This is a genomic window from Acidimicrobiales bacterium (assembly GCA_033344915.1).
In the GTDB taxonomy this organism is placed as follows: Bacteria; Actinomycetota; Acidimicrobiia; order Acidimicrobiales; family Aldehydirespiratoraceae; genus JAJRXC01.
Genome location: JAWPML010000001.1, coordinates 43,189 through 69,023 on the forward strand (window position 1 = coordinate 43,189; position 25,835 = coordinate 69,023).

Annotated in this window: 26 protein-coding genes; 8 read left to right on the plus strand and 18 right to left on the minus strand. The window is 70.1% G+C overall.

Translation table 11 applies throughout. The annotated features are described in order from the left end of the window. Positions 1 to 4 precede the first annotated feature (4 nt). The gene (locus tag R8F63_00230; protein ID MDW3217007.1) at positions 5 to 574 is read right to left on the minus strand and encodes a hypothetical protein; all 570 of its coding nucleotides are present in this window, start codon (positions 572 to 574) and stop codon (positions 5 to 7) included. Positions 575 to 712: 138 nt separating this feature from the next. Between R8F63_00230 and R8F63_00235 the strand changes: the two genes are divergently transcribed. Beyond that, on the plus strand, positions 713 to 1,348 hold the full coding sequence (locus R8F63_00235) for a DM13 domain-containing protein (protein ID MDW3217008.1): 636 nt from the start codon (positions 713 to 715) through the stop codon (positions 1,346 to 1,348). A 32-nt stretch (positions 1,349 to 1,380) separates the two neighbouring features. After that, complete coding sequence (locus R8F63_00240; protein ID MDW3217009.1) at positions 1,381 to 2,070, plus strand: DNA alkylation repair protein; 690 nt, start codon at positions 1,381 to 1,383, stop codon at positions 2,068 to 2,070. Here the strand turns inward: R8F63_00240 and R8F63_00245 are convergent. From R8F63_00245 to R8F63_00280, 8 genes are all read right to left on the minus strand, one after another. After that, entirely contained in the window at positions 2,057 to 2,953 is an 897-nt protein-coding gene (locus R8F63_00245; GenBank protein ID MDW3217010.1) for a hypothetical protein, read from the minus strand. The genes R8F63_00240 and R8F63_00245 overlap by 14 nt on opposite strands. Positions 2,954 to 3,005: 52 nt before the next feature. After that, positions 3,006 to 3,395 (minus strand): hypothetical protein, encoded by a 390-nt coding sequence (locus R8F63_00250; GenBank protein MDW3217011.1) that lies wholly within the window; start codon positions 3,393 to 3,395, stop codon positions 3,006 to 3,008. Positions 3,396 to 3,503: 108 nt separating this feature from the next. Next, positions 3,504 to 4,586 carry a hypothetical protein gene (locus tag R8F63_00255; protein ID MDW3217012.1) on the minus strand — a complete coding sequence of 361 codons (1,083 nt, stop codon included), beginning with the start codon at positions 4,584 to 4,586 and terminating at the stop codon, positions 3,504 to 3,506. Further along, complete coding sequence (locus R8F63_00260; protein MDW3217013.1) at positions 4,583 to 5,029, minus strand: hypothetical protein; 447 nt, start codon at positions 5,027 to 5,029, stop codon at positions 4,583 to 4,585. Before R8F63_00260 ends, R8F63_00255 begins: the two co-directional genes overlap by 4 nt. Before the next feature lie 73 nt (positions 5,030 to 5,102). Then, positions 5,103 to 6,887, minus strand: a complete 1,785-nt coding sequence (locus tag R8F63_00265; GenBank protein MDW3217014.1) for a GGDEF domain-containing protein — start codon at positions 6,885 to 6,887, stop codon at positions 5,103 to 5,105. Between the two features lie 35 nt (positions 6,888 to 6,922). After that, positions 6,923 to 7,840, minus strand: coding sequence for a TIGR03564 family F420-dependent LLM class oxidoreductase (locus R8F63_00270; protein MDW3217015.1), 918 nt, complete (start codon positions 7,838 to 7,840; stop codon positions 6,923 to 6,925). 31 nt (positions 7,841 to 7,871) lie between these two features. Then, positions 7,872 to 8,129 carry a DUF3039 domain-containing protein gene (locus R8F63_00275; GenBank protein MDW3217016.1) on the minus strand — a complete coding sequence of 86 codons (258 nt, stop codon included), beginning with the start codon at positions 8,127 to 8,129 and terminating at the stop codon, positions 7,872 to 7,874. Positions 8,130 to 8,178: 49 nt separating this feature from the next. Next, entirely contained in the window at positions 8,179 to 9,678 is a 1,500-nt protein-coding gene (locus R8F63_00280) for an ATP-dependent DNA ligase (GenBank protein ID MDW3217017.1), read from the minus strand. 82 nt (positions 9,679 to 9,760) lie between these two features. Here R8F63_00280 and R8F63_00285 point away from each other — a divergent pair, with 82 nt between their 5' ends. Then, complete coding sequence (locus R8F63_00285; GenBank protein ID MDW3217018.1) at positions 9,761 to 10,303, plus strand: disulfide bond formation protein B; 543 nt, start codon at positions 9,761 to 9,763, stop codon at positions 10,301 to 10,303. Continuing rightward, positions 10,300 to 10,947: a hypothetical protein gene (locus tag R8F63_00290; GenBank protein ID MDW3217019.1), complete on the plus strand. Its 648-nt coding sequence runs from the start codon at positions 10,300 to 10,302 to the stop codon at positions 10,945 to 10,947. Before R8F63_00285 ends, R8F63_00290 begins: the two co-directional genes overlap by 4 nt. Positions 10,948 to 10,963: 16 nt before the next feature. Here R8F63_00290 and R8F63_00295 read toward each other — a convergent pair whose 3' ends face one another. Further along, the gene (locus R8F63_00295; protein MDW3217020.1) at positions 10,964 to 11,410 is read right to left on the minus strand and encodes a helix-turn-helix domain-containing protein; all 447 of its coding nucleotides are present in this window, start codon (positions 11,408 to 11,410) and stop codon (positions 10,964 to 10,966) included. Beyond that, the gene (locus R8F63_00300; protein ID MDW3217021.1) at positions 11,407 to 13,665 is read right to left on the minus strand and encodes a molybdopterin-dependent oxidoreductase; all 2,259 of its coding nucleotides are present in this window, start codon (positions 13,663 to 13,665) and stop codon (positions 11,407 to 11,409) included. The genes R8F63_00295 and R8F63_00300 overlap by 4 nt, the downstream gene beginning before the upstream one ends. A 97-nt stretch (positions 13,666 to 13,762) precedes the next feature. Here R8F63_00300 and R8F63_00305 point away from each other — a divergent pair, with 97 nt between their 5' ends. Next, complete coding sequence (locus R8F63_00305) at positions 13,763 to 14,317, plus strand: hypothetical protein (GenBank protein MDW3217022.1); 555 nt, start codon at positions 13,763 to 13,765, stop codon at positions 14,315 to 14,317. Positions 14,318 to 14,326: 9 nt separating this feature from the next. Continuing rightward, a complete protein-coding gene (gene rarD, locus R8F63_00310) occupies positions 14,327 to 15,229 on the plus strand; it encodes an EamA family transporter RarD (protein MDW3217023.1) in 903 nt (300 codons plus the stop codon). Here the strand turns inward: rarD and R8F63_00315 are convergent. From R8F63_00315 to R8F63_00335, 5 genes are all read right to left on the minus strand, one after another. After that, positions 15,190 to 16,269, minus strand: a complete 1,080-nt coding sequence (locus R8F63_00315) for a phosphotransferase (protein ID MDW3217024.1) — start codon at positions 16,267 to 16,269, stop codon at positions 15,190 to 15,192. The genes rarD and R8F63_00315 overlap by 40 nt on opposite strands. 103 nt (positions 16,270 to 16,372) lie before the next feature. Beyond that, positions 16,373 to 17,248: an alpha/beta hydrolase gene (locus tag R8F63_00320; GenBank protein ID MDW3217025.1), complete on the minus strand. Its 876-nt coding sequence runs from the start codon at positions 17,246 to 17,248 to the stop codon at positions 16,373 to 16,375. A 62-nt stretch (positions 17,249 to 17,310) separates the two neighbouring features. Next, positions 17,311 to 19,278, minus strand: coding sequence for an acetoacetate--CoA ligase (locus R8F63_00325; GenBank protein ID MDW3217026.1), 1,968 nt, complete (start codon positions 19,276 to 19,278; stop codon positions 17,311 to 17,313). 99 nt (positions 19,279 to 19,377) lie between these two features. After that, positions 19,378 to 21,321: an ABC-F family ATP-binding cassette domain-containing protein gene (locus tag R8F63_00330; protein MDW3217027.1), complete on the minus strand. Its 1,944-nt coding sequence runs from the start codon at positions 21,319 to 21,321 to the stop codon at positions 19,378 to 19,380. Between the two features lie 6 nt (positions 21,322 to 21,327). Further along, the gene (locus R8F63_00335) at positions 21,328 to 22,152 is read right to left on the minus strand and encodes a 5'/3'-nucleotidase SurE (protein MDW3217028.1); all 825 of its coding nucleotides are present in this window, start codon (positions 22,150 to 22,152) and stop codon (positions 21,328 to 21,330) included. A gap of 87 nt (positions 22,153 to 22,239) precedes the next feature. Between R8F63_00335 and R8F63_00340 the strand changes: the two genes are divergently transcribed. Further along, positions 22,240 to 22,914 carry a response regulator transcription factor gene (locus R8F63_00340; GenBank protein MDW3217029.1) on the plus strand — a complete coding sequence of 225 codons (675 nt, stop codon included), beginning with the start codon at positions 22,240 to 22,242 and terminating at the stop codon, positions 22,912 to 22,914. Continuing rightward, positions 22,911 to 24,305: a HAMP domain-containing sensor histidine kinase gene (locus tag R8F63_00345; protein ID MDW3217030.1), complete on the plus strand. Its 1,395-nt coding sequence runs from the start codon at positions 22,911 to 22,913 to the stop codon at positions 24,303 to 24,305. The genes R8F63_00340 and R8F63_00345 overlap by 4 nt, the downstream gene beginning before the upstream one ends. Positions 24,306 to 24,357: 52 nt before the next feature. Here the strand turns inward: R8F63_00345 and R8F63_00350 are convergent, their stop codons facing one another. Together R8F63_00350 and R8F63_00355 are read right to left on the minus strand one after the other, a co-directional pair. Then, entirely contained in the window at positions 24,358 to 24,999 is a 642-nt protein-coding gene (locus tag R8F63_00350) for a CoA pyrophosphatase (GenBank protein ID MDW3217031.1), read from the minus strand. Between the two features lie 94 nt (positions 25,000 to 25,093). Next, positions 25,094 to 25,732, minus strand: a complete 639-nt coding sequence (locus R8F63_00355; protein ID MDW3217032.1) for a hypothetical protein — start codon at positions 25,730 to 25,732, stop codon at positions 25,094 to 25,096. Between the last annotated feature and the right edge of the window lie 103 nt (positions 25,733 to 25,835).

Consider the following 25,835-nt stretch of genomic DNA (forward strand, 5'->3'; position numbering starts at 1 on the left):
ACGCCTACGTGAAGTCCACGCTCGTGGCCATGCACGCCGCCGCGTCGTGGTCGGCCGCGTCGTCGTAGCGGACCCAGAACGCGAGCGCGTCCTGCGCGCCGTTCGCGCCGCCCGGGATCGGCACGTAGAGCGCGACCAGGAACGGCCTGTCGGCGTCCGGGTCGGCCGACACGTCCACCTGGACGAAGTCGGCGGTCAGGCCATCGATCGTGATCGACTCGGCCTCGTCGGGATAGCGCTGCGTCTCGTTGCCGGAGTACCAGCCGAAGTCGAACCCGGCGGTCATCCCGTCGCGCTCGTAGAACCCGACGAGCGAGTCGATGCCCTGCACCTCCTGGTCCACGAGATCGGGGGGTCGGTGGAAGCTGAAGGGTCCGGCGTCGACGGCCACCCAGTCGGCGCCGACACAGTCGGGTGCGTCGGCCCCCGGTGTCGTCGTGGTCGTGGTGGTCGACGTCGGTCCGGGGTCATCCGGTGTGCCTTCGACGGTTTGTCCGGTCCCGTTCGTCTCCGCGGCGGGCGTCTCGTCGTCGTCACCGCACGCGGCCAGCACCAGGGAAGCGGCGAGCGCCACGGCGCACGCTCGACGAAATGTTGCAATCATGGGGCTCCTCGGAGTCTGTCGTTCCTCAGACGCCGGACGGGGGTGATCGGTTCCCGCGGTTGCAGAGGTTTCCGGGAACGATCGCGAGGAGATCGACGTTGGAGGGTCATGCGCTCGCTTCTGTCCTGGGTCCGTGAGAACTGGAAGGTCACGCTCCCCGCCGGGCTCGTGGTCGGCGTGGTGCTGTTCTGGCTCGTGTTCGTCTATTTCGGATTCCAGACGCTCTTCTTCGACGACAAGGTCGACGAGGAGGGACCGGTGTTCGCCAGCGGTGCCGGTGCGTCCGGCCTGGAAGTCGACGCGCTCTCGCAGGACGACGCGGCGGCGATGAACGACGCCATGGACGAGCTCGGCACCGAGCTGGTGGACGAGGCGGACGATCCGATGCCCGACATGCCCGAACCGGAGATCGTCACGCTCGTCAGCGGCTCGTTCGTCGACCGCAGTCATCCGGCCGAGGGCACCGCTCTGGTCCTCAACGACGGCACCGAGCAGCGCTTCCTGCGCTTCGAGGACTTCGCCACCGACAACGGCCCCGACCTCAACGTGTACCTGTCGACCGCGCCCGCCGACGCGCCGCCCGGTGACTTCGACGACGAGTTCGTCGACCTCGGGGACCTCAAGGGCAACATCGGCGACCAGAACTACGAGATCCCGCCGGACGTCGATCTCGACCGCTTCACGACCGTCGTCATCTGGTGTGTGCGCTTCGGTGTGGCGTTCGGCGCCGCCGACCTCGCCTGATCGGCGTCCGTCGACGGGCTACCGTCGGCCACATGGAACTCGACAAGGTCATGTCGACTCTCGAACGCGAGGGCACCGCCCAGAACCGGAAGATCTACGCGCGCCACGGCGCGCAGGAGCCGATGTTCGGCGTGAGCTACGGCGCCCTCGGCAAGCTGGAGAAGAAGATCAAGACCGACCACGACCTCGGGCTCGCGCTCTGGGCGACCGGGAACCACGATGCCCGGATGCTCGCCGCCAAGATCGTCGAGCCGCAGGAATTCACCGCGAAGCTGGCGGATCAGTGGGCCCGTGACGCGGTCTGCTACCAGACGGCCGGCGCGGTCGCCGACGTCGTTGGGGCCTCGTCGGTCGCCCGGTCCCGCAGCGATGCATGGCGCGACCGCAAGGGCGAGTGGGTCGCGAGTGCCGGGTGGGGCGTGTTGGCCCGCACCTGCGAGGACGAGGACCTGTGGGACATCGCGGAGTTGCGGGGGCTCGTGCGCCAGATCGAGGACGAGATCCACGACCGCCCGAATCGGGTGCGCCACGAGATGAACATGGCCCTCATCTGCATCGCGCTGCGCAACGCCGCCCTCCAGCGGCTCGCGATGAGCGCCGGCCGCCGGATCGGGGCGGTCGACGTCGATCACGGCGAGACGAACTGCACCACGCCGGACGCCTGCGACTACATCGAGAAGACGGTCGGCTACCGGCAACGGCGGGTGGTCAGATCCGGCTGATGTCGTAGCGGAACGGGTGGGGCCGGTGCTGTTCCTTGCCGCCACCCCCGAGTTTCACCATGCGCACCACGCGTTGGCGGTGGCCGGCGAACGGCTCGAGGGCCTCGAGCATCGCCTGGTCGTCGCCCTCGACTCCCGTCAGCGCGAAGCTGACCATCCGCGGGATGTGGAGATCGCCGACCGGCACCGCGTCGGCATCGCCGCCGGCCACGGCGGTGGTGAGGCCGGTGGTCCACGGCCCGATGCCCGGGAGTCGCTGGAGCCACTCGGTGGCATCGGCGGCCGGGATCTCGTGGAGCCGCTCGATCCGGTCGGCGTACTTCGCCGCCACTCGCAGGACCCGGGCCCGGCTGCGTTCGATGCCGACGGCGTGGAAGTCGTGGTCGGTGAGGCGCAGCAGGGCCGCGGGAGTCGGGAAACACGCGGACGGACCGACCGGCGCGGGAGTGCCGTAGCGCGCACAGAGGTGGCGGCGGCTGGCCTCGGCGTCGGCGGTCACGACCCGTTGTCCGATGGCGGCGGTGGCGAGCGACTCGTACCAGCGGCCGGTCGCGCCGATACGCACCGATGCGAACCGTTCACCCAGGGCCCGCACGGTCGGGTGGTCGGTGCGGAACTCGGACGGGTCGTCGTCGGCGCCGAGCAGCGCCGGCAGTCGGGTGAACGCCCAGTCCGTACCCGGACCCCACCCGTCCGCTCGCACGACGCCGGATCCGCTGCGGAACGCGACGACGGCGCTCCCCTCGGGCGTTTCGGTCGTCCACCAGTACACGCCGGCTCGCCGGCGGACCGTCTTCGCCCCCATCACCGCGAACCCGATGTCGAGCGGGTGCGACGGACGGTAGGTCATCGCCGCGGTCGGCTCGGGAGGCGAACTGCTCACGGCCTCATCATGGCCGCGATCCGTCGACTCGGCGGACCCGAACCCGACGGGCTCAGCCGGGGAGGAACTCCTGCTGGGCGTAGAGCAGCTCCGCGTGTTCGTAGAGCTCCCGATCGCTCGGCTCGTCGAGGCCCCATGCCGTGGCGGCCTCGGCCATCTTCGCCCGGGTGTTGACCCCGAGATAGCCGTCCACGGCGCCGAGGTCCTCGAAGAACCCGGCCCGCAGCAGGTTGAACTGGAGGCGGGTGACCTCCTCGAACGACAGGGGTGCATCGGGCACGGCGTCGGTGGTCAGATCGACCGTGTCCTCGCTCGATTCGGCCTGCAACGCACCGTCCTCGCCCAACGCCTCGCTGAGCGCCGGCGACGCGAGCCGGACCGCGCCCCAGATGGCAGCGATCAGCAGTGCAAGGAGGGCGAAGCCCTGGATGTGAGTACGCATGGGGGAGATGCCTCGAAGAGAAGGGTTGCACTCTTGACGTGTGGGACACCCTCGTGGTTCCCGATCGTCACGAAGCTGAAACCTTTCGCCGCAGTACCGGAATCGGTACTAGGCGGGGAGGTGACCGCCGAGCCCTCCGCCGACCACCGGCGGGAGATCGAGCGTGCCCTTGACCCCCGGGGTGGCGTCGACCAGCGCTGGGATCACATTGACGAGGCGGGCGGCCGCCGTGGCGTTGCCGCCGTCCGCCGGATTGTCGGTGCCGTCGGTGGCATGGATCGACACCTCCAGACGGGGACGCCCTTCGACCACGAGGCGATGCTCGCCAGTCTTGCCGGGCGCCGGCATCGGCCAGTCCGGAGCGATGTGGGGCGCGATCCGGGTGATGTGCTCGACGACGAGCCGCGGTTGACCGCCGATGTGCCCGGTCACCGCGAAGCGGAACGCGCCCTGGGTGTCGGCGTCGAAACGACCTTGGACGGTGTCGACCGGCTCGCTCAGGGGCAGGCGTTCGATCGATTCGGTGATGTCGTCGACCTCCACGCCGAGTCCGTCGGCCACCGTGCGGATCATGGGACCCCAGATCATCGTGGGTACCGAGGGGATGAGCATGGGTGGGAGGTAGTCCATCGGCTTGCCGAAGCCGATCACCTCACGAACGATCTCCGGCGCGTCGTAGGTCGAGTAGTCGAAGAGCTCCTGCATCCGGATCTCGTCGATCTGACCGGCGACACCGGACACGAGCAGGGGCAGGATGTCCTGCGCCCAACCCGGGTCGATGCCGGACACGTAGAAGCTCGACCCCCCGGTCTGGCACGCCCCGTCCACCTTGGCCCGCAACCGGGCATCGGCGGTGGCGGGGTGCAGGAGTCCGTAGATCGCCGGCGTGACGACGCTGGCTCCGGCGCGCAGGCAGGCCAGCACGTCCTCGAGCGCCTCGGTCGGTCGGGTGTCGCCACTCGCGGCGTACACGACTGCATCCGGGTGTCGGCCCAGCACGGCTTCGACATCGTCGGTGGCGAGCACCCCGGTGGTGCCGATCGAGGCGAGGTCGCCGGCGTCCTGCCCGACCTTGGCCGCGCTGTGCACGACGACGTCGGCGAGCTCCAGGTCCCGGTGGGCGAGCACCGTGCGGATGGCGGTACGTCCGACGTTGCCCGTGCCCCAGACGACGACCCGCCGCGCGGTCATGCGTCGGCGGCGGTGCCGAGGCGCACGCCGGCCTCATCGAGCGCGGCCACGACGAACCCGGCGATGCCCTCGGGGAGCTTGTGGCGTTTGAAGACGTTGCCACCGATCCAGTCGCCGCCCCGCAGTCTCACGACGTCGGCGAGTCCGTCGACGACCTTGCCGGCGTGGACGGCGTAGGTGAGGAACCCGGCGGTGGGTTTGCCCCAGATGCCCGGGAGATCGAGCAGGCGACCGGCATCGCCGGGGCGGTGACCCCCGATGATGAGTCCGTCGGTCCAGGTGCCCACGAACACCATGTCCGCGTCGCGCAGGAAGTCGAGGTTGGCTTTTCGTGACTCCCACACGCCGACCTCGTGGCCCAGCGATTCCGCGGCGGCACCGACTATTTCGGCGGCGCGCGCGGTGTTGCCGGTGCGGCTCTCGTAGACGACGGCGACCTTCACGAGTGACTCCTGGTTGAACGATACGAAGCGTCCTGATCCTCGCAGGTCCGGCGCTGCCACGCACGGTTCGCCGTCAGGCGAGAACGCTGCAGTTCCGACCCATCGCCTTCGCCCGGTACAGGGCGCCGTCGGCTCGGGTCTTGAGGCTCTCGGCCGGACCCGCCTCCAGCGTCGAGATGCCGACGGAGACGGTCAGGCGCCCCCCGGGTTGGGTCTCGCCGCCGGTGATCTCTGCGTGCTCGACCGCACTTCGGATCCGCTCCCCGGCCTCACGGGCCTCCGCGACCGTCGCGGTCGGGAGGAGAACGGAGAACTCCTCGCCGCCGTAGCGATAGACGACATCGGTGGCGCGGACGTTGTTCTCGATCACTCGGGCCACGGTCTGGAGCGCGACGTCACCGGCCTCGTGGCCATGGGTGTCGTTGAACTGCTTGAAGTGGTCCACGTCGATCATGGCGAACGCCACCGGCGTGTCGTTCGCCACGGCGGCCGCGAGTGTCGTCTCGAGATCGCCGTCGAGGCGGCGTCGGTTGCCGAGCGAGGTGAGCCCGTCGACCATCGCCAGGTTCTCGAACGAGTCGAGCTGGTCGGCGGACAGCAGGGCGCCGGCCAGCGCGGGGGCGAGGAGTTCGAGTCGGTGGCGGTCGTCGTTGCCGTAGGGCCGCTCCAGCTCCCGGCGAGCGACGAGGATGCCGGCCATGGTCGCGTCGCTCACGAGGGGGACGGCGCACACCGCGGCGGTCCCGATCGCGGCGTCGCCGGAGAGCTCGGTGAGCAGAGGCTGTGCCGTCTCCGCAACGCGCTGGAGCGCGGACGTCGTGGTCACGCTGTCCGTACCGGCCCGGCGCAGGCCGTCGTCGGTGGCGCGGAAGACATAGGCACTGGTCGAGTCGGTGATCGCGGCCGCCGTGCTCGCGCCGATGGCGACGACGTCCTCCTCCTCGGTCGCGCCGGAGAGCCGCCGGTGGGCCTCCCAGATCAGTTCGGTGACGCGGTCGCGGCTCGCCGGCCGATCGCCGCGCCGGCGCCGCAACAGCAGCATCGTGAGGGCGACACCGACCAGCAGCCCGAGGCCGGCGATGGCGAGGATGGTCACCCACGGCGCTCCGCCGTCACCGGGCTCGCCGTCGAGGGCGTCGAGGCGGGCCTGGATGCCGGTGGGCTGGGCCGCAACCTGGCTGTCGCCGAGGCGTAGTTGGTTGATGTCCGCCGGATCCGCCAGGATCTCGAGGGCCAGCGGCAGCTCGTCGGCAACGACGGCATCGAGGATCCCGGCCGTGCGCAACGCACGGGCGTCGCCGAAGGTCAGCAGGTCGTGGAACGCGGCGATGTACAGCTCGCTCGGCACGACCCTGACGTCGCCGTTCGCGATGCGGGCCTTCTCGACCGCGGGGATGTCGTCGAGCGGCTGTTCGAGCGTCGCCGGGCTCCCGAGCGCAGCGAAGATCGCCGTCTTGGTATCGGCCAATCGGGCATCGACCTCGTAGAGCATGTCGACGATCTCTTCGCGCGGGACCTCCGCGGGCCACGGGCCGTAGGCGTCGTGGATGGCGGTGAACGCCGGGGTGTCGCCGCCCGCGAACGCGTCGAGGTGCTCGAGGAGGGCGATCTCGAGGAAGAGGAGTTCGAGGGCTTGGTCGTTGAGATCGGGATCCCACACCGCGCCTGGCGGGCCGGGAGACTGGCCCGGAGCGGGGCTGTCGGTGAACGCGTCGTTCGGGCTCTGGAGCTCGAGTTCTCCCTGATCACCCTCCTGCGCGCCGACGGGTGAGCTGAGCAGGACGAGTGCGAGCAGCGCGACGACGAGCAGCACCGATGCGAGCGGCGTCGCGGTGGCACGGCGGGCGCGGGAGAGCATTGCTCTCCATCGGCAGCTTCAGTCCGAAGTGAACCTCAGACTCGGGCGTTGATGTCCCGCAGCAGGGCACGCGTTCGAGCGAAGCCCTCGCTACTGTCGCCGATCTCGGCGGCGGCGAATTCGGTGGCCCCGGCGGCGGCGAGAGCGCCCAGCTGCTGGCGAACCGATTCCTCGTCGCCACAGACCATCGCGTCGCCCGGCCCGGCGTGGCCGTCGAGGTCGAGCATCGCCCGATAGGACGGCAGGTCGCCGTAGCCGGCGAGCACCTGTCCGACGAAGTCGCGCATGCCACCCTCGTCGTCGGTGACGGCGATCGGCAGGGAGCAGATCACCCGCGGGCCGGGGCGGTCGGCCGCAGCGGCCGCCTCGTTGAGCCTGGGCGCGATCTGGCCGGCGATCGCCTTCTCGCCGGTCATCCAGAGGATCGTGCCGTCGGTACGGGCGCCGGCGAGCTTCAGCATCTGCGGACCCATCGCCGCGATCACGAGTCCCGGCGTGTCCTGGGTCGGGCGCACACCGTCGAAGCGGGCGGTGTAGTCCTCGCCGGCATAGTCGACGGCGCCGGTCTCGAGGAGCGGCTGGAGGGAGCTGAGATAGTCGCGCATGTGCCGGATCGGCTTCTCGAAGGCCATGCCCCAGGTGTGATCCACGACCGGTGCATGGTTGACCCCGAGCCCGAGCGTGAGGCGTCCACCGACCGCCGCCTGGGCGGTGAGCGCCTTCGCGGCCAGCGCGGTCGGATGGATCGGGAACGTGGCGTTGACGGCGGTGCCGAGCTCCATGTCGCCCGTGCCCTCACCGGCGAGCGCGAGGACGGTCAACGCGTCGACCAGCCCGGTTTGGGCCAACCACCAGCCGGCCATGCCGTCGTCAGCCGCGGCCCGAGCGTGGGCCACGAGCCGGGGCACGTCCGCGTGCATCAGCTCGGAGCTGCCGTTGATCGAGATCCTCATGGTTCGGTCCTGTCTGCTGTCGATCGTGGATTCAGTTGTTGTTGCGGGCGTCCAGCTTGGCCTTGATCTCGGCGCACGTCTTGCAGACCGGGTACTTCGACGGATCCCGGCTCGGCACCCAGACCTTCCCGCAGATGGCCATGACCGGGGTGCCCTCGACGCTGGCGCGGGTGATGTCGGCCTTGCGGGCGTAGTGGGCGAAGCGATCGTGGTCGCCGTCCTCGGTCACCGGATTGGTGACGGTCTCCTCGGTGGTGGTGGTCGTTTCGAGGGGGGCGAGATCCGGCATGACGTTCAGTCTGCCCGTTCCCCGCAGGGTCGACACGTTGCGCGTCGACTCAGCCGAGCATCGCCTGGACGGTCGCGATCGTGTCGGCCTCCTCGGGCGTCTTGTCGTCGCGGTAGCGCACGACGCGGGCGAAGCGCAGGGCGACGCCGCCCGGGTACCTCGTCGAGCGCTGTACGCCGTCGAGCGCGATCTCGACCACCTGCTCGGGGCGCACGGTGACCTGTCGACCGTCGTCGTCGATGGCGAGCTCGCGGAACCGCGCCGTCTGCCACCGGAGCATGTCGTCCGTCATCCCCTTGAACGTCTTGCCGACCATGACGAGGCCACCGGTGTCGGGGTCGCGGGCACCCATGTGGATGTTGGACAGCCATCCCTCCCGTCGGCCACTGCCGTGCTCGACGCCGATGACGACGAGGTCGAGCGTGTGGACGGGCTTCACCTTGCGCCAGGTCTTCCCCCGCCGACCCGCCTGATACGGCGAGTCCGCCGCCTTCACGACCACGCCTTCGTGGTGCCGGGCGAGCGCCTCGTCGAGCACGGCCCGGCCTGCCGCCCCGTCATCCGTGATGATGCCGGGCACTTTGCGTTGCCCGGCGATCTCGCCGAGCCGGATGAGGCGTTCCTCCAGGGGTGTGTCGAGCAGGTCCTCGCCGTCGTGATGAAGCAGGTCGAAGAAGAACGGCGCGATGGTCGAGTCGTTGCTCCCGGCCGTCTGCGCCATCGTGTCCTGGAACGTCAGCGGATCGCCCTCGTCGGTCACGCCGAGCACCTCGCCGTCGAGCACGAGCGACCGGGCGGGGAGGGCGCGCACGACCCGCACGACCTCGGGGACCCCGCCCGTGATCTCGTTCAGGTTCCGGGTCCAGACCCGGACCGCGTCGTCGTCCTTGTGCACCTGGATGCGCACGCCATCGAGCTTCCACTCGACGGACGCCCTGCCGATGTCCGCGATCGCCTCGTCGACGCTCTTCGCCGTGGACGCGAGCATCGGCTGGATCGGTCGCTGGAGTTCGAGGCCAACCGCCTCGAGGCCGGGGCGGCCGTCACGGACCGCGATCTCGGCAGCGGCACCGAGGTCGCCGGACAGCATCACCGCCCGGCGCAGGACCGTGGCGGGCACCTCCGTCGCCTTGGCGACGGCGTCGGTGACGATGCCGGCGTTCGCGCCCTGGCGGAGCTCGCCGATGAGCAGACGGCGCACGAAGTCGGCCTCGGCCGCGGTGGTCCGGGACAGGAAGTCGACGAGCAGATCATGGCGGGTCCCTTGGGAACCCTCCCCGTGGGTCGAGGCGATCTCGTCGAGGAGGGCGTCGAGATCGGCCACGGTGCGGCTGGGTTCCGGGGCGGTCCCGGACACGGCGTCGCGCACCGTCGCCCAGCCGACGCCGATCCGTCCTTGACGCGGATCACCGGAGACGAGGCCGACCACGACGGCGATCTCGCCGGCCGACGCGGTGCGCAGGAGATCGGCGAGCCGGGCGATCTTCTCCGTGCGGGCCCGGGTCGCGGCGACGTCCGCGGTGGCGGCGACGAGATCGACGAGACGCATGTCACCAGTCTGGCGGGCGAGACCGGGCCTTAGGTCCCTGGCCGCCGGCCCCGGGCTTCGTTGGAGTGGAGGGGTGATGTCCGTGAACGACGTCGCCGCGCTCACGGCGACCCTGGCACTGCTGGCGAATGCGGCGACGATCCTCCTCGTCGTGGGCCTGCTCGCCGGTCCGCGGTCGGTCACCCTCGACCGATTCGTCTGGTGGACGCGCGACCGGGCGCTCCCGTTGATCGCCGTCGTCGCGCTCGCGTCCACACTCGGCTCGCTCTACTACTCCGAGATCGCGCACTTCGAGCCCTGTCGCTACTGCTGGTTCCAGCGGATCGCGATGTACCCGATCGTGGTTGTCGCCGGCGTCGCGGCGCTGCGACGGGAGGGAAGCGCCCGCCTGACCGTTGCGGTGCTGGCCGGGACGGGCCTTCTCGTCTCGACCTGGCACTGGCTGATCCAGCACAACCCCGACTGGGCATCCGAGGCGTCGTGCAGTCTCACGGCGCCGTGCACCTCGGCGTATGTCGAGGAGTTCGGTTTCGTCACGATCCCGTGGATGGCGGGGAGCGGGTTCGTCCTGATCCTCGCCCTCGCCGCCCTTCCGACCATCCTCCGAGAGGGGACCCCCCGATGAACACCCGCCCGCGCTCCCGCCGTCGACCGACGCCGTCGCAAGGAGGTCTCCCGCCCTGGTTGCCGATCGCCATCATCGGTGTCGTCGTACTGGTGATCGCGGTCGCGGTCATTGCCGCGTCCCAGGGCGACGACGGGGATGACCCGTTCGCCTTCGGCGATGTCGAGTACGACGGGGCGTCGCTCCCGCTGCGGCCGGCGACCGGCGCCGACCCCGCGGTCGGCATGACGATCGGGACCGTGTCCGGCTCCGACACGACGGGCACGGCGATTGAGTTCGCCAACGGTTCCCCGCGGGCGTTGATGCTGCTCGCCCACTGGTGCAGCCACTGTCAGGACGAGCTCGACGCCCTCAACGCGTGGTTGGCGGCCGGCAACGAGTTTCCCGCCGGCGTCGAGATCCAGGTGATCGCGACATGGTCGGATCCCGCCCGGCCCAACTTCCCGCCCGGCGACTGGTTGGCCGACAACGACTGGGACCATCCGACGATCGTCGATGACCGCGCGTTCACGCTCGCGACCGAACTGGGTCTCTCGGGCACACCGATGTGGATCTTCGTCGCCGCCGACGGCACGATCCTGGAGCGCGCCGGCGCCCTGTCGGCCGAGCAGCTCGCCGCCCGCCTCGCCGCCCTCGCGGCCTGACCTCCGTCGCCCCGCGTCAGCGGCGGCTGCGGATGCGGATCTGGTCGAGCGTGACCGGCCGCCCGGTGGCCTCGTCGACGACGACCGGGCGCACCGGCTCGCGGGTGTCGCGAAACGCCAGCTCGACGAGGGGTTGCTCACCGTCGTCCCACAGGTGATCCTCGCCGAAGCGCCACATGACGGCCAGGACGTCCCACATGGCGCGGCCCTTGTCCGTGAGGACGTACTCGTGGCGAACCGGCCGGTCCTGATAGGGGACCTTCTCCATGTAGCCCTCGTCCACGAGCCGGGTGAGCCGAGCGGTGAGCACGGCGCGGCTCACCCCGAGCTCGTGCTGGAAGTCCTCGAACCGGGTGATGCCGTACATGGCGTCGCGCAGCACGAGCGGCGTCCACCAGTCGCCGAAGAGATCGGTCACCCGGGCGATCGGGCACTCGGCGTCGTCGAAGCGCGTGCGCCTCACACCCGCTCCAGGCGGGCCCGCACGTGCTTGTGGTGGGGGGTGCCCGCGAACCAGTCGCGGTCCTCGATCGAGGTCAGCTCGTTGGGGCTCACGCCGAGGTCGATCTCGGGATCGGCGTCGGGGTAGGAGAGGCCCTGACCGTTCGGCAGCGAGATGTGGCCGGGCCGCATCGAGTCGGAGATCTCGACGCTGCTGACCGTTTCGCCCCGCTTCGTGACGATGCGGATCTTGGCGCCGTCCTCGACGCCGAGCTTCGCTGCGTCCTCCGTGCACAGTCGCAGACCGGTGGTCGGGTGCTTGCGGCGCCACTCCGGATCGCGCATCGCCGTGTTGGCGGTGGACGATCGGCGCTCGCCCGCGGCGAGGATGAAGGGGAACTCGTCGTCGTGCACCCGGGGGTCCTCGTCGGCCAACGAGCGGAACTCGTCGACCAGCTCGTCGACCACGAGGTCGATCTTCTTGTCCTCGTGGCGCATGCGCTCCCAGGTGACGTCGTAGGGATCGCGTGAGAACGCAACGCCGCTCGGGGAGGTCACGATCGCCTCGAAGAGCTCGTTCCCGGTCGTGAAGCCGGCCCGGGCCGCGGAGTCCGCGTTGCCGGCGACGAAGGTCTGCGAGAGTCCCCAGATGGCCGCGGCGGACTCCATGCCCTCCGGCATCACGGGGGCGAGCGTCTCGTAGAGCACCACCGGCAGGAGCTTCCCGAGGCCCGGGTTGTCCCCGAGCACGGTGAAGAACGCGTCGGCGTAGGCGTCGAGGCCCTCCGCTGCGGCTGCATGCAGCGGCGCGAGGTCGTCGTCGGTGTAGGCGCCGAGCTCCCGGCACAGCCGGCGGTGGATCTCCGGTTCGGGCAGGGTGCCCTCCAGCGGAGCGACCAGTGGCTTGCGCAGGTGGAAGTAGTTCTCGGGGAACTCCAACGTGAAGAAGGTCGCCTCGGCCTTCTCGTACTGGGAGCTCGCGGGGAGGACGTAGTCCGCACAGCGCGCCGTCTCGGTCATCGCGACGTCGATCACGACGGAGAACTCGAGCGCCTCGAACGCCTCACGCCAGCGGGGCGAGTCGGCGAGCGAGTGGATCGGGTTGGACGACTCCACGAACGCGGCACGGAACCGGTCGGGATGCGTCGTCAGGATCTCGTCCGGGATGCCGTTGCAGGGCATCAGGCCGCCGAGGATCCGGTGGTTCCCGACCGGCGTCCGACGATCACCGCCCCCGCCACCGCCGCTCAGCTTGCCGAACGCCGTGTGGAGGTTCATCCCGCCCTTCACGCCGAAGTTGCCGGTGAGGATGAAGATCAGCTTCTCCAACCAGGAGTTGAGCGTGGAGTGGGGCGCCATCTGGATGCCGAGATCCTCGAAGATCGCACAGCTCTCGGCCGCGGCGATGGTCTCGGTCGCGTGGCGGATCTCGTCGAGCGGGATCCCGGCCTTGTCGGCCCACACGTCGAGGTCGACGCCCGCGACCAGGGCTTCGAGTTCGTCGAGCCGGTTGGCATGCTCGGCGAGGTACGCCCGATCGGCGAGGCCCTCGGTGAGCAGGATCGCGAGCATCGTGCCGAGCAGCCAGGCGTCGCCGCCGGGGCGGACCTGGAGGTGGATGTCGGCCAGCTCGGCGGACTCGGTCACCCGCGGGTCGATGATGACGAGGGTGCGCTCCGGGTCGTTGGCGATCTCCTTGATGACGGTGCGGGCTCGGGGGATCCCGTGCGAATGCCACGGGTTCTTGCCGAGAAAGACCGCGCAGGCCGTGTGCTCCATGTCGGGCGTGGTGTGGCACGACATCGCACCGAAGAGCTGCCCGTCGACCCAGAACTCGCCGGTCTTCTCCTGGGCGAGGGCGTTGGACGAGTACTTCATGCCCAGCGCCTTGCGGGTGGCCCCGGAATAGCCGCCCGGCAGGTGGTTCCCCTGACCGCCGCCGCCGTAGTAGAAGATCGTCTCCCCACCGTGCTCGTCGCGGACCCGGGCGAGCCCGGCGGCCACCTCACGGATCGCGGTGTCCCAGTCGATCTCCTCGTAGCTGCCGTCGGCGGTGCGCCGCATCGGGCTGGTGAGCCGATGGGGACCGTTCTGGTAGTGGTCGAGCCGCAGCGCCTTCTCGCACGTGTAGCCCTGGCTGGCCGGGTTCGCCTTGTCGCCCCGCACGCGGGCGAACGTGCGCCCGTCGTCGCCCAGCTTGATCTCGACCCCACAGTTCACGCTGCACAGGTTGCAGGCGGTCTGGTGCCATTGCTGGTCGGTGGTCGTGTCGCTCATGGAGGACCCTCCGGTGTCTCGACGTGGCTCCGTTCTAGTGGGTCGGGCAAGTGAGTTCAACAAGAGAACTGACTCGCCCTGACGTAGGCTCGCCCCGGTGCGACGGATCGTGGTGATGGGAGGGCCGGGCAACGGCAAGTCGACGCTCGCCGCCGCGCTCGCCGAACGACTCGGGTTGGTCCACATCGAACTCGACGGCCTCTTCCACGTGACCGACTGGGAGTCCGCCACCGCCGCCGAGTTCCGATCCTCGCTCGTCGCTCGGATGGACGCCGCGCCGCAGGGCTGGGCGATCTGCGGCAACTATCTGTCGAGGGCCGAGGACCTCCATCTCGCCCGGGCCGACACCGTGGTGTGGCTCGACCACGCCCGCCCGCTCGTCACCTGGCGAACCGCGAAGCGAACCGTGCGCCGCGCCGTGACCCGACAGAAACTCTTCGGCAACGAGATCCGCGAGCCGATGCGCAACTTCTTCCGCTGGGCGCCCGAGCACAACATCATCCGCTGGGCGTGGGTGCATCACCCGATCTATCGGGAGCGGATTCCCGTCCACCTCGCCCGGCCGGCGCTCGACCACCTGACCGTGCACCATCTCCGCACGGCGGAGGAGGTGGACGAATTCCTCGACAGCGTCCCCGGCAGCGACCGGTAGCGTCGCGCCATGAACCGTGGCGTGCTGATCGGGGCCTCGGCCTATGTCCTCTGGGGATTGTCGCCGATCTACTGGCGGTTGGTCGACGATGTCGGCTCGCTCGACGTGGTGCTCGCCCGGACCGTGGCGACCGCGTTCCTGCTCCTCGCCCTCCACGTCGGCGGACGGACCTTCACCCGGATGCGGTCCCACATCGCCGACCGGCGAGCCGCCGGGATGTTCGTCCTGAGCGCCACGTTGCTCGGCGGGAACTGGCTGATCTTCGTGTGGGCCGTCACCAACGAACGGGTCATCGAGACGAGCCTCGGCTATTTCATCAACCCGCTGCTGTCGGTCGTGCTCGGTGTCCTCGTGCTCGGCGAACGGCTCCGGGTCGGTTCGATGGTCGCCGTCGCGATCGCCGCGGTCGGCGTCATGATCCTGACGATCGACGTGGGTTCGCTTCCGTGGGTGTCGCTCAGCCTCGCCGCGTCGTTCGCGGCGTACGGCCTGATCCGAAAGACCTCCCCGGCCGGTTCGCTGGACGGGCTCACCCTCGAGATGCTCGCCCTCGTGCCCATCGCCCTCGTCGCGCTGGCGATCCGTGCCGCCATGGGCGACGGGATCGCGGGCGTGTCCGTGCCGGGTCGGGACCTGTGGCTGCTCGGCGCCGGCGTGATGACCGGGGCGCCCCTGCTCCTGTTCGCCAACGCGGCCCGCCGGATCGAGCTCTGGCTCGTCGGCATGCTCCAGTTCATCGCGCCGACCCTGCAGTTCATCCTGGGCGCGGTCGTCTGGAACGAGCCGTGGAGCGGCGGTCAGGTCGTCGGCTTCGTCTTCATCTGGAGCGCGCTCGGCGTCTTCGTGGTCGACCAGGTGCGCTCGGCCCGGGGTCAGGTGATGATGTCGAGCGCGTCGAGATCGAGGATCTGAGCCGCGGCCCGCTCGATCATCGCCATGAACATGTCGTCGCCCCGGTCCGTCTGACCGACCAGGATCGAGCCCAGCATCGTGACGAACGGGCCCTGGAACGAGCCGTGGCGGTACTGGTCCATCACCTCGTCGGGGGTGAGCTCCACCCCTGCGGCGGCCATCGCGACGCGGTAGCGCTCGAGTGCCTCGGGCTCGTGGCGTCGCCGGTCCTCGGGCTCGGCGCTGTTGCCGAGGAGGTAGCCGACATCGCGACCACCGGCGGCCACGCCGATCGTCTGCCAGTCGACGGTGCTCACCGGTGCCCCGCCGTAGGCCGACGCGAACATGAGGTTGTCGAGCCGATAGTCGCCGTGAACCAGGGTGCGGGCCGCCGGCTCGCGCTCGATCCAGTTGCCGATGTTCGCCGCGAAGGTCTCGACCATCGTGCGGGCGTCGTCCGACAGCCGGGCCTGATAGCGATCGACGAACATCGGCGTGATCATCTCGATGTAGGCGATCGCGTCGGCCCCGCTGGCCTGCAGCCATTCGATGTCGTCGAGGGTGGGATCGTCCCAACGCGGCGCATGGAGACCGGCGAGGTTCTCGACCGCGAGGAGGACCTGTTCGTCCGGTGCGCCCGCGATCTGATCGCCCTGGCGGGCCGGGGCGAGGTCCTCGAGCACCAGGGTGAACACGGTGGAGTCGTCCGCGACCGCGCCGTACAGACAGTCGGGGACGACGACCGCGAGATCCGGCGCGAGATCGGTGTAGAAGCGGACCTCGTTGCGATAGCCGCCCGCCGCCCCCGCGGCGCGGCTCTCCTCGCTCGGGGACGGGAACTTGATCACGACGGAGGCGGGCGCGTCACCGGCGTCGCCGGCATACGTGAGCTTGTAGCGCTCGTTGTGGGCCATCTGTCCGGTGCCCACGGACTCGCGGCTGATCGAGACGATCTCGACATCGTGCCCGTTCGCCGCCAGCACCCGCTGGAGCCAGTGGCCGGTGACCTCGGCGGGGTCGGCGATGATCGCCGGCGTGACCGTTCCTTCTGACGCAACCATGGCGGCACTCTACGATCCGGGCATGGCCTTCACCGGATTGGCCCCTGCCGGCCGCCGGCTCGTCGAGCACCTGCGCTGAACGGACGCCCGTTCGGGCGTCTTGTCACCCGGCGCGGCGGATGTTGGTGAGGATGGCGTCGCGCAGCTCGAGCCAGCGCGGGCGCGGCAGATCGTGGCCCATGTCGCCGAACATCAGCAGGCGTGAACCCGGGATCGCCTTCGCGGTGGCGATGCCGCCCGAGGGCTTCACCAGCGGGTCCTGGAGGCCGTGGACCACGAGGGCGGGCACGGTCACCTTGCCGAGCCGCGCCGTGCGATCGGGGCTTCCCGCGATCGCGGCCGTCTGCCGGGCGACCCCGGCCGGCGTGAAGCTGCGGCTGACGCCCTCCTGGCTGCGCTTGCGGTGTTCTTCCTCGTCGAAGTGATCGCCGCTGATGGCGCGGAAGAGGACGACGGACTCGTCCACCGCGTTCTCGAGGGTCGGTGCGGGTCGGCGTCCGAGCTTGGCCATCAGGGAGAACGCGACCCCGCCGTTCTTCTTGTCGCTGGTGTTGCTCATGATCGAGCAGATGCTGCGCACCTTGGACGGATGGTTGATCGCCATCGCCTGCGTGATCATGCCGCCCATCGACGCGCCGACCACATGGGCGGGGCCGGTGCCGAGCGCCTCCAGCAGGGCGGCTGCGTCCGCGGCCATGTCCTCGACCGTGTACCCGACGTTCTTCAGTGCCCGGCGACGGATCATGGCCGCCAGCACGCGGTTCTGGCTCGGCGGTTCCCCGTTGGTCTGGGTGGAGAGACCGATGTCGCGGTTGTCGAACCGGATGACCTGGTAGCCCTCGTCCACGAAGAGGTCGACGAACTCCTCGGGCCAGTCGATGAGCTGGCCGGCGAGACCCATGACGAAGAGGATGGGCTCGCCCTCGCCCCGGACGTCGTACTCGAGGTTCATGCCGGTGGAAACGTCGATGGAAGCCATGGCAACCGAGCGTAGAGCCGCCCGGTGGGTTCGTCACCAGGTCGGGGGGGAGGCGAGCCCGGTCAGTCCGCCAGCGCGGGGTGGTTCCGGAAGTGCTCCAGCGCGTCGGGGTTCGCGAGCGCCTCGGTGTTCTGCACCGCATCGCCGTGGACCACGGCGCGCACGCCCAGCTCGACGATCTTGCCGCTGCGGGTCCGGGGGATCTCCGGGACCTGACCGATGACCGCAGGGACGTGGCGGGGCGTGGCACCGGCACGGACGACCGCCCGGATCTCGTCGGCGAGGTCGTCGTCCAACGTGCGGCCCTCCTCGAGGACGACGAAGAGGACCACGCGGGTGTCGCCGTCGACCTCCTGACCGATCACGATCGCCTCGACGACGCCCGGCACCTTGTCGACCTGGCGGTAGATCTCCGCCGTGCCGATGCGGACGCCGCCCGGATTGAGGGTCGCGTCGCTGCGACCGTGGATGACGACGCCCCCGGCAGCGGTCCACTCGGCGAAGTCGCCCTGGTGCCACACTCCCGGAATCCGCTCGAAGTAGGCGGCGCGGTAGCGCTCGTCGCCTGGGTCGTCGTGGAATCCGAGTGGCATCGAAGGGAAGGCGTTGCGGCAGACGAGCTCGCCCCGCACGCCCGGCGGGAGGCGATTGCCGACTTCGTCGACCACATCGATGTCGAGGCCGAGGGCCGGTCGCTGGATCTCGCCGGCGTGGACGGGGCCCGTCGGATCGCCGAGGACGAGGCAGCCGCAGAGGTCGGTCCCGCCGGAGATCGAGGCGAGGTGGAGATCGCGCTTGATCCGCTCGTGGACCGTCACGAAGCCTTCGGCGACGAGTGTCGAACCGGTCGAGGTGAGGGTGCGCAGCGCCGCGAGGTCGTGGGTGTCGGCGGGGGAGAGGGCGGACTTCCCGAGCGCTTCGATGAACTTGGCCGACGTCCCGAAGAGCGTGATCCCGGTCTCGTCGGCGAGGTCGAAGAGGCGGTTGCCGTCGGGGTGGAACGGCGACCCGTCGTAGAGCACGAGCGTGGCCCCGCTCGCCAGGGCGGACGCGAGCCAGTTCCACATCATCCACCCGGCGGTCGTGAAGTAGAAGACCCGGTCGCCGGGGCGGATGTCGCAGTGCAACTGGTGCTCCACCAGGTGTTTCAGCAGCACCCCGCCGGCGCGATGGACGATGCACTTCGGCTTGCCCGTGGTGCCGGAGCTGAACAGGACGTACCACGGGTGATCGAACGGAAGGCGAACGAAGTCGGGCTCGCGAGGCTCGATCCCGTCCACGAATGCATCGAGCGTGAGGGCGTCGGGGATGTCACCGGTCCCGCCCTCGCCGAAGAACGGGACGACCACCACCTGCTCGAGTGTCGGCAGCTGCGCCCGTATCTCCGCCAGCGGCGCCAGCCGATCGTGGACCGTCCCGCCGTAGAGATAGGCATCGCAGGCGAAGAGCAGTGTGGGCTCGATCTGTCCGAACCGGTCGACGACACCGTCGACCCCGAAGTCCGGCGACGTCGACGAGAACGTCGCCCCGATCGACGCGGCGGCGAGCATCACGGCATACGTCTCGGGGATGTTCGGCAGCCAGACGACGACACGGTCGCCCTCGCCGACGCCGGCGCGCCGCATGGCGGTCTGGAGCTGCCCGACCATCGTGCGGAGCTCGTCGCGGCCGATCGTGCGCCGGATCGATCCGTCCTCACTGTGGAAGACCATCGCGGGTTCGGACCCGGTGTGGGACAGGAGGTTCTCGGCCACGTTGAGTCGGGCGTCGGGGAAGAACCGGGTGTCGGTGAGATGGTCGCCACCGACGATGACCCGAGCGCCCCGGTCGCCGATGACGCCGAGCCGATCCCACGCGGCCGACCAGAAGCCGGCCGTGTCCGCGACCGACCACGCGTGGAGCGATTCGTAGTCGTCGTGTCCGACCGCCCGGGCGAACGCGGTCAGGTTCGCGGCGGCGACCCGCTCCGGCGACGGCCGCCACACCGGTTCAGCCCGTCGCGGGCCATCAGGGCGACCTTCCAGCGTCATCCGCGGCCACCGTAGCCGCCCCCTTCGGGCTTCTTAACCGAGTTGTGGTCGTGAGACGACCACAACTCAACGCGGAAGGGTGGGGGCGGAAGGGTGGGGTCAGTCCTCGGTGGACTCCAGGTCCTCGGCCGCCGCGGCCCACTCGTCGGTCAGGCGGGCGGCGAGATCCTTGGCGTCGTCGTGGAGCGTGGCGAGCCGGTGGACCTCCTCCGGTTGGTCGTAGATCTCCGGATCGGCCAGCTGGTCGTGGAGCTCGACGACCTTCGCCTCCGCGATCTCCAGGTCCTTCTCGAGCTTCCTGACCCGCTTGCGGAGGTCCGCGGTCGCCTGGCGGGACTGCGCGGTCTCGCGTCGCTTCTCGACTCGCTGGTCCGTCTTCCGGCTCGGCGGGCTGGCCGCGGCACGCCCGCCGTCGGCGGACAGACCCCGACCGCTGAAGACCTTCGCCGGATCGGGCGGCGTGAGGACCTCGTCGGGCACCCCGTCGTGCCAGGTCGCCGTGCCGTCGCGGATCTCGATCAGGGCATCGGCCACGTTGCGGATCAGGTGGCGGTCGTGGGTGACGAGCAGGACCGTGCCCGGATACGCGGTGAGGGCGTCCTCCAACACGTCGCAGCTCGGCAGGTCGAGATGGTTGGTCGGCTCGTCGAGCACGAGGAGGTTGACGGGCTCGATCATGGTGCGGGCCAGGGCGAGCCGGGTCCGCTCACCGCCCGAGAGGTCCCGGATGTAGCGGTCGGCGGCGTCGCCGGGGAAGCCGAACGATCCGAGCACCGTGCGGAGATTGCGCTTGCCCGGGTCGATGCCGCCGGAGAACGCCTCGATCACCATCTTGTCGAGGTCGAGCTCGTCGGCCTGGTGCTGGTGGAACGTGGCGATCGACACGTTGTTCCCCAGCTCGGCCGAGCCGTGCGTCGCTTCGAGTTCGCCGAGGATCAGCTTGAGCAGCGTGGTCTTGCCGCCGCCGTTCGGGCCGACGAGCGCGACGGTCTGCCCGCGCTCGATCGCGAGGTTGACGTTGCTGACCACAGGAACCCCGGCCTCGTACCCGACGGTCGCGTCGTGGAACTCGGCCACCGTGCGCGACGAGCGGGGCGGCTCCGGAAAGGCGAACCGGGCGACGAGCTCCTTGCGGGTGGGCACCTCGATCTTGTCGAGCTTCTCGAGGGTCTTGATACGGCTCTGCACCTGGCGGGCCTTGGTGGCCTTGTAGCGGAAGCGATCGATGAACTGCTCGACCTTCGCGATCTCACGGGCCTGGCGGGCGGCGGCGGCCTCGATGCGTTGGAGACGTTCCTCGCGCTGCACGACGAACTCGGCGAACCCGCCCGTGTACTCGAGCGAGGTGCCCTCGGCGAGTTCGACGACGCGGTTCGCCACGGCGTCGATGAAGTCACGATCGTGGCTGACGAACAGGAGCGCGCCCGACCAGTTCGCGAGCTGCTGTTCGAGCCACGCGACGGAGTCGACGTCAAGATGGTTGGTCGGCTCGTCCAGCACGAGGATGTCCGGTTTGGCGAGCAGCAGGCGGGCGAGGGCGACACGCATGCGCCAGCCGCCGGACAGTTCGCGCACCGGTCGCTCGGCGGCGTCGGGCTTGAAGCCGAGGCCGGCGAGCACCTTGTGCGCCTCGGCCTCGAGGGCGTAGCCGCCCATCGACTCGAACCGTCCCTGTACCTCGCCGTACTCGGCCAGCACCGTGTCCTGGTCGGCATCGGGGTCGCCCATGAGCGCTTCGAGTTCCCGGAGGCGATCGGACATCGCGGTGAGCTCGCCGGCGCCGGCGAGCACCTCCTCCATGACGGACCCGGTTGCCGTGTCGACGAGGTCCTGAGGGAGGTAGCCGAGCACCATGTCGCGGGGCTTGGTGATCGTTCCGGCGTCCGGGACCTCCGCGCCGACGAGGATCTCGATGAGCGACGTCTTGCCCGTGCCGTTCCCACCGACGAGCGCGATGCGGCGCCCGGGCGACAGCTCGAGGGTGACGTCCTCGAAGAGGGTCCGGGGTCCGTAGGAGCGCGCGAGTCCGGAGGCCGTGAGCATCGCGACTCAGTGGAAGAAGTCGTGGAGCGCGCCCTCGGCCCGCTCGGCGACACGGGGATCCGGCTCGACGGACTCGAGCGCGCCGAGCCAGGTGATCGACGCGAAGCCGGCCATCACTGCGCCGGTGTCGTCGCTCTCCGGCGTCTGCAGCGCATCGCCCCACGACATCTCGACGTGGTAGGTGTCGTCGTGTCCGACCTTGGGGGTCAGGTTCGCCTTCGCCATCGACCGAGGTGGCGCGCTGCCGACGTCGGTGCGTTTCCAGCCCTCCATTTCGGCGGCGGGCCGGTTCGGCACGTTGATGTTGACGACGACCGGATGCGTAGGCAGGTCGGCGACGAGCTGCTCGACCACGAGGGCGGCGACGTCGGCGGCGCCCTGCCACTCCTGGCCGGTCAGGACGTCTTCCATGGCCTGGCCCTCGACGCCCCAGCTGTCGACGGACTGGCTCACGGCGACGGAGTTGATGCCACCGTTGCGGGCGGTGAGACAGGCGCCGACGGTGCCCGAGTGGTACACGCTGCGACCGACGTTGGCGCCGGGATTGATCCCCGACACGACCAGATCGATGTCGCCGAACGCGCCGAGCCGGCCGAACATCGCGCACAGGGCCGGCGCCGCGGTGACCGACCAGGCCTCGTCGATCCCGTCGACGTCGGTGCGGTGCACCTCGGGCCTCATGAGCCAGATCGAACCGATGGCGGCGCCGTAGCCGGAGTACTCCTTGTCCGGCGCCACGATCACGACGTCGCCGAAGGGCTTCATCGCCCGGGCGAGGACATGCAGGCCGATGGAGTCGATGCCGTCGTCGTTGGTGACCAGAATGCGCACCCGTCGACCCTATCGGCGTGGCTCGGCGAGCAGAGTCGACCGCCGGGCTCTCACCGTTCTCTCACTTGTGTGTGCGACGCTGGTCGCGTGGCCACGATTCTGATTGCCGAGGACGACCGGCGCGTCCGCGAGTCGCTGGACCGCGCCCTGCAGCTGGAGGGATACGAGGTGCTGACCGCGAGCGACGGGGCCCGTGCGCTCGAACTGCACCGTGACGAAGCGCCCGACCTGCTGTTGCTCGACGTGTCGATGCCCAACGTCGACGGCCTCACCGTGTGCCGGACCGTGCGCTCGAAGGGCGACGACACGCCGATCCTCATGCTGACGGCGCGCCACGAGGTCGAGGATCGGGTCGCCGGCCTCGACGCCGGCGCCGATGACTATCTCGTCAAGCCGTTCGCGCTCGAGGAGCTGCTCGCCCGGGTGCGGGCTCGGCTCCGCACGACCGTGGTCGACGAGGGCCATCTCACCCTCGGCGATCTGGTCGTCGATCTCGAAGGACGGCGCGTCGACCGCGCCGGCCGGGTCCTCGAGTTGAGTCGCACGGAATTCGATCTGTTGGAGGTGCTCGTGCGCAACGCGGGCGTCGTGCTCGGCCGCGACGTCCTCTACGAGCGGGTGTGGGGCGGCGAGCTCGACATCGAGTCCAAGACCCTCGATGTCTACATCGGCTACCTCCGCAGGAAGCTCGAGGAGGGTGACGCACCGCGTCTCGTGCACACCGTTCGAGGGATGGGCTACGTCGCCCGGGACGACGCATGACCCTTCGCGTTCGCATCGTCGCCGTCGTCATGACCGTGGTCGCCGTGGTTGTCATCGTGGTCGGCGTCTCGCTGCATCGGAGCACGGAATCGTCGCTCGTTGCGGAGATCGACAACGATCTCCTCGCACGCGTGAACCCGGTCGTCGACCAGAACAGCCGCCTCGCGGCGCTCGATCTCGAACAGCTGGCGGCGTTCCGTGGGGATCCGGACGAATCGGTCATCGGGCCCCCGCGGGCCGGGCGCACCGACCCGTTCGGTGCGGTCGTCGGCTTCGACGCTCTGGCCCGGGTCGTTGCTCCGAACGGCACGGTGCGGGGGACGCTCGATGCCGGCTTCGACGCGCCGACGGACTCGGCGCTGCTCGCCGAGGCGCGGCTCGCACCGGTGCTCTCCGATGGCGATGCCGACGGCGAGCGGCTCCGCGTCGTGACCGCCGCGTTGCCGGGGGCCAGCTTCGTGCAACTCGCCCGTCCGCTCGACGAGGTCGATGCCGTGCTCGACGACCTGCGCCGCAACACGGTGCTGATCGGCGCCCTCGCCATCGTCGGGGCCGGCGTCGCGGCCTGGTTCATCGCCGGTCGAACGGCGCGGCCGATCCGGGAGCTCACGGAGGCGACCGAGCAGATCGCGGCGACCGGCAATGTGGAGCACGCCGTCTCGATCGACGCCGGGACCGATGAGGTCGGGCGTCTCTCGGCGAGCTTCACGTCAATGCTCGACGCGCTGGCGGCGTCGCGACGCCAGCAGCGCCAACTCGTCATGGACGCGAGTCACGAACTCCGCACGCCGCTGACCAGCATTCGGACCAATGTCGACGTGCTCGGGCGCGGGCACGCGCTGTCCTCCGACGATCGTGCCGCCGTCGTGGCGGACATCGACGCCGAGCTGGGCGAGCTGAGCGATCTCGTCGCCGAGCTCGTCGACCTCGCCGCCGACGTGCGGGCCGACGAGCCGGTCGCCCTCCTCACGCTCGATGAGGTGGCGGCTCCGGTCGTCGAGCGGGCCCGCCGGCGGACCGAGCGGGAGATCACGGTCGAGGTGGCCCGCTCGGTGGTGATGGAGGCCCGTCCGGACGCGCTCGCCCGGGCCATTCGCAACCTGATCGACAACGCCGCCAAGTTCTCGCCTCCGGGCACCCCGATCCGGGTCGAGATCGACGGCGGCTCGTTGACCGTGCACGACGCCGGCCCGGGCGTCCCGCCCGCCGACCGCGAACGGATCTTCGACCGGTTCCACCGGGTCGAGTCGAGCCGTACCCTGCCCGGCTCCGGCCTCGGCCTCGCCATCGTCCGTCAGGTGGCCGAAGCCCACGACGGCACGGTCGTCGCCACCGATTCGCCCGACGGCGGCGCCGCCATCGGCTTCCGTCTCCCCACCATCGACCCCTAGAAAGTACGCCTGGGGTCAGACCCCCGTACGTTCTCGGTCGGCGCGGGCTCCGTCAGCGCCAGCGCGCCGCGAAGTGGTCGAGGTCGGCCTGGCGGCGGGTGATGGCATCACGCTCCGTGTCGTCGAGCACGGCGGCGAGGTCGCGGGCGATGTCGGCGGTCGGGCCGTAGAGCTCCCACTGCTCGGGGCCCGCGAGTCCCGGGTGGACGAACCGGATCACGTCGTCGACGAAGTCGTGACCGTCGATCGTCTTGATCACGGTGCGGTGGTGGGTATCCGCCACCACGTCCCAGAGGGAAACGATTGCGGCCGCGCTCACTTCCTCCGCCCCGGGCGAAAGCGACACGGGACCGTCGACCGAGGCGACGATCGGCACGATCCGGAATCCGGCGCCGTTCCAGCTCTCGTCGAGCGGGCCGTGCACCGTGATGCGCTCGGGCGCGATGCCGACCTCCTCCTCGCATTCGCGACGCGCCGCGTCCTCCACCGTTTCGCCCGGGTCGACCTTCCCGCCGGGGAACGCCACGAAGCCCGGGTCGGTACGGAGATCGGCTGATCGGCGGGTGAGCACCAACCCCGGTGCGTCGCCGCTCGGGTCCACGACCAGGACGAGGACTGCGCTGGTCCCCCGCGGGAAGTCGGCCGTCAGCCGGCCGGGTTCTCGTGCCGCGAGGGCGGACAGGCGGTCGATCATCGGCCACGACGCTAGACGCGTCGATGCCGGGACCCGAGGGCCCCGGCATCGTTCTCGGGCGCCGGAGCGCCGCGAGTGGCTTCGTCTCGTCCGATCAGGCGTCGGCGTCGGCCTCCGGCGTCGGCGCGTCCGGGCCGAATCGACCGCGGGGACCGCCGGGACCGCGCCGGCCCTCGAACTCGCCGCTGACGATGCTCTCGGCCTTCTCCTCGGCACCGGCGAGGATCTCGTCGGCCTTCTCCTGGTCGATGCGCTCGTTCTCGAGGGCGCCGTTCACGCGCTCCTCGGTGGCGGCGACGATGGCGTCGACGAGATCCTGGCTGTCGACACCCTGCTGGTCGGCGAGGTCGGCGAGCGACGAGCCGTCGGCCAGCGCCTCACGGATCTCGGCGCTGTCGAGCCCGAGGATCTCACCGAGATCCGCCGCGAAGTCGCCGAGCCCGCCCTGGCCGCGGTGGCCGCGGTGGCCTCGGAATCCTTCGGGCCGGGCGTCCTGGAGCGCCTCGATGACGGCGTCGACCTGGGCCTCGGTCAGGGTGCCGTCGTCGACGAGGCCCTGGAGCGCGTCGGCGATGCTTTCCCCGACTTCGGGGCGCACCTCGGCCTCTGCCGGAGCCGGGCTCTCGGTGTCTTCCTGGGCACCGGCGCCTCCCGGCGCGAGGAGCGTCGCGCCGGCGACGGCGCCACCGAGGGTGGACGCAGCGGCGGCGGTTGCGAGCAGCTTCTTGTTCATTGGATGGGTTCCTTCCCGATTGGGTGAAGATCCTGGGGGGATCGGTGGTGGTGCCTCTCTGGTTCCCCACTTTGGTGAGCCGAGGTAAGAAGATCGACAGAAG

Excerpts from the sequence above, each read along its gene's own strand:
- R8F63_00235 (MDW3217008.1), top strand. The coding sequence starts at position 713 with ATGCGCTCGCTTCTGTCCTGGGTCCGTGAGAACTGGAAGGTCACGCTC.
- R8F63_00240 (MDW3217009.1), top strand. The coding sequence starts at position 1,381 with ATGGAACTCGACAAGGTCATGTCGACTCTCGAACGCGAGGGCACCGCC.
- R8F63_00250 (MDW3217011.1), bottom strand. The coding sequence starts at position 3,395 with ATGCGTACTCACATCCAGGGCTTCGCCCTCCTTGCACTGCTGATCGCT.
- R8F63_00255 (MDW3217012.1), bottom strand. The coding sequence starts at position 4,586 with ATGACCGCGCGGCGGGTCGTCGTCTGGGGCACGGGCAACGTCGGACGT.
- R8F63_00265 (MDW3217014.1), bottom strand. The coding sequence starts at position 6,887 with ATGCTCTCCCGCGCCCGCCGTGCCACCGCGACGCCGCTCGCATCGGTG.
- R8F63_00270 (MDW3217015.1), bottom strand. The coding sequence starts at position 7,840 with ATGAGGATCTCGATCAACGGCAGCTCCGAGCTGATGCACGCGGACGTG.
- R8F63_00275 (MDW3217016.1), bottom strand. The coding sequence starts at position 8,129 with ATGCCGGATCTCGCCCCCCTCGAAACGACCACCACCACCGAGGAGACC.
- R8F63_00280 (MDW3217017.1), bottom strand. The coding sequence starts at position 9,678 with ATGCGTCTCGTCGATCTCGTCGCCGCCACCGCGGACGTCGCCGCGACC.
- R8F63_00290 (MDW3217019.1), top strand. The coding sequence starts at position 10,300 with ATGAACACCCGCCCGCGCTCCCGCCGTCGACCGACGCCGTCGCAAGGA.
- R8F63_00300 (MDW3217021.1), bottom strand. The coding sequence starts at position 13,665 with ATGAGCGACACGACCACCGACCAGCAATGGCACCAGACCGCCTGCAAC.
- rarD (MDW3217023.1), top strand. The coding sequence starts at position 14,327 with ATGAACCGTGGCGTGCTGATCGGGGCCTCGGCCTATGTCCTCTGGGGA.
- R8F63_00315 (MDW3217024.1), bottom strand. The coding sequence starts at position 16,269 with ATGGTTGCGTCAGAAGGAACGGTCACGCCGGCGATCATCGCCGACCCC.
- R8F63_00320 (MDW3217025.1), bottom strand. The coding sequence starts at position 17,248 with ATGGCTTCCATCGACGTTTCCACCGGCATGAACCTCGAGTACGACGTC.
- R8F63_00325 (MDW3217026.1), bottom strand. The coding sequence starts at position 19,278 with ATGACGCTGGAAGGTCGCCCTGATGGCCCGCGACGGGCTGAACCGGTG.
- R8F63_00330 (MDW3217027.1), bottom strand. The coding sequence starts at position 21,321 with ATGCTCACGGCCTCCGGACTCGCGCGCTCCTACGGACCCCGGACCCTC.
- R8F63_00345 (MDW3217030.1), top strand. The coding sequence starts at position 22,911 with ATGACCCTTCGCGTTCGCATCGTCGCCGTCGTCATGACCGTGGTCGCC.
- R8F63_00350 (MDW3217031.1), bottom strand. The coding sequence starts at position 24,999 with ATGATCGACCGCCTGTCCGCCCTCGCGGCACGAGAACCCGGCCGGCTG.
- R8F63_00355 (MDW3217032.1), bottom strand. The coding sequence starts at position 25,732 with ATGAACAAGAAGCTGCTCGCAACCGCCGCCGCTGCGTCCACCCTCGGT.